This window comes from Rhizobium sp. M10 (genome assembly GCF_002531955.1).
GTDB lineage: Bacteria > Pseudomonadota > Alphaproteobacteria > Rhizobiales > Rhizobiaceae > Rhizobium > Rhizobium etli_C.
Genome location: NZ_NWTA01000066.1, coordinates 1 through 1,948 on the forward strand (window position 1 = coordinate 1; position 1,948 = coordinate 1,948).

Consider the following 1,948-nt stretch of genomic DNA (forward strand, 5'->3'; position numbering starts at 1 on the left):
CCCGCCCATGGCGCCGGATGCATTTCATACAGCGATCATGAGCCAACGTGTGAGTTGGGTGCTCGATGCCGACCCGTATCCTGCAACTAATGCCTGCGGGCGGGTGCCGCGGTGGACCGACTTGTTCATCACGCAACGATCATTCGAAATGAACGTTGAAAGCTATCGACGACGTTCCACCCATGGGGGTCAAACGCCGGCGCGGCAGGCCAGCCTCATTCGCGACAATCAAAGGCACCGCCAGTTTGTCGCGCGCATTGCCTCGCCTGAACTGCTCCCTGAGAATGGGTTATTGCCTCATCTAAATTGCTCCCGCCGAATCAACCTCGGGAGCTGTGATGAGGAAGGTCAGCATGGCGACACGTGCGGAATTGGTGGCAGCGATCAGTTGTCGCTATGTGTTAGGCGGGCGGGCCGAGAAGGCGAGGATGTTAGACGAGTTCGTGGCGCTCACGGGCTTTCATCGCAAGCATGCGATGCGACTGCTGCGAGGAGAACGCAAACCGGCGAAGGGTGGTCCTCGGCCAGGGCGCCGGGTTTACGGCGACGACGTGCGGGCAGCGCTCGTCGTTGTTTGGGAGGCGTCGGATCGAATTTGCGGCAAGCGACTACACCCCCTGTTGCCAACACTAATCGAAGCGATGGAACGTCATGGACACGGCGATATGAATAGCGAGACGCGCCGGCGACTCTTGACGATGAGCCCAGCGACGATTGATCGGGTCCTCAAGGATGGTTCGCGAGCAAACGGTACTGATCACTGCGTTGGCCGAACTGCGCAAGTTGCTGCCGTTCCCGCTGCTGGGCTTCGACACCGATAACGACAGTGTGTTCATGAACGAGAGTGTTCATGAGTATTGCTTGCGCGATAATATCGAACTTACCCGTTGCCGCCCTTACCGAAAGAATGATCAGGCATTTGTCGAGCAGAAGAATGGCGCAATCGTGCGCAAGATCGTTGGATACCGACGCTTCGAGGGGCTGCGAGCCACTCGGGAGCTGGCCAAGCTTTATTCGTCAATGCGGTTGTTCGTGAATTTCTTTCAGCCATCATTCAAGCTGAAAGAAAAGCACCGTGACGGAGCCAAGGTGATCAAGCGCTATCATCGTCCTGCCACACTCTTCCAGCGGCTGCTTGACGACCCACGCACGCCGGAGGATACATGCCTTTGGCTCAAGGCGATGTACCTGACGCTCGAAGACTTTCTTTCTGGCTTACGGATTGCTTGGCGTGGTGGTGAAGTGAAACCGACTGCCCGCTCCAAGCCAGCGGCCAAGCGAGAGCGGCGGAGGCCCGATCCTCTACTCGCCGTCACTGCCGAACTCGAGGAATGGTTCGAGGCGGAGCCTTGGCGAACTTCGCGAGAGTTGCTTGAACGCTTGCAGGTCAAATGCCCCGGCGTGTATCCCGACGGCCTCATTCGGACCGTGCAGCGCCGAATGAAAATCTGGCGCAGTACACAGGCCAATGCGCTGGTGTTCGGGCCATTCGCCGATGCCGCGCGGCAGACGGAAAGTATAGAGGTCGGGCAGTGAGATCATTACCGAACAATACAGGATCGTCATCCGCGCTCTTACCGCCAGGTTGGCCTTCGACAACCGACCCCACCGGAAAACATGATGACCGCCCGCGAAGCCGCCCGCTCGCTACAGCGCTATTGAGAGGCGCGCTCGCGAGCGGCTTCGCTACCTCCGTCACCTGCACCAGGTGCGGGGATACGATCGGAACAACCCGTGAGGCATTCGAAAACATCGAGTGAGGCAACGACATTATTCTCCGGGAACACTCTTGGGTGAGGCAATACGGCGTCTCATCCTGATCGCCGCCCCATAGGTCGCATAACTATCAGGCGTGCAACGGGTTCTGCAAGCAGCTACGCCGCAATGGTTCCGTTGCCTGAGGCGGCGAAATCAGAAAGGCCGGCGGAAAGATTGGTTGGAATCGGAA

Annotated in this window: 1 pseudogene; it reads left to right on the top strand. The window is 58.4% G+C overall.

What is annotated here, in order from left to right:
* Positions 1 to 338: 338 nt before the first annotated feature.
* Positions 339 to 1,536 (top strand): annotated as a pseudogene (locus tag CO671_RS32990) (transposase).
* Positions 1,537 to 1,948: the final 412 nt, after the last annotated feature.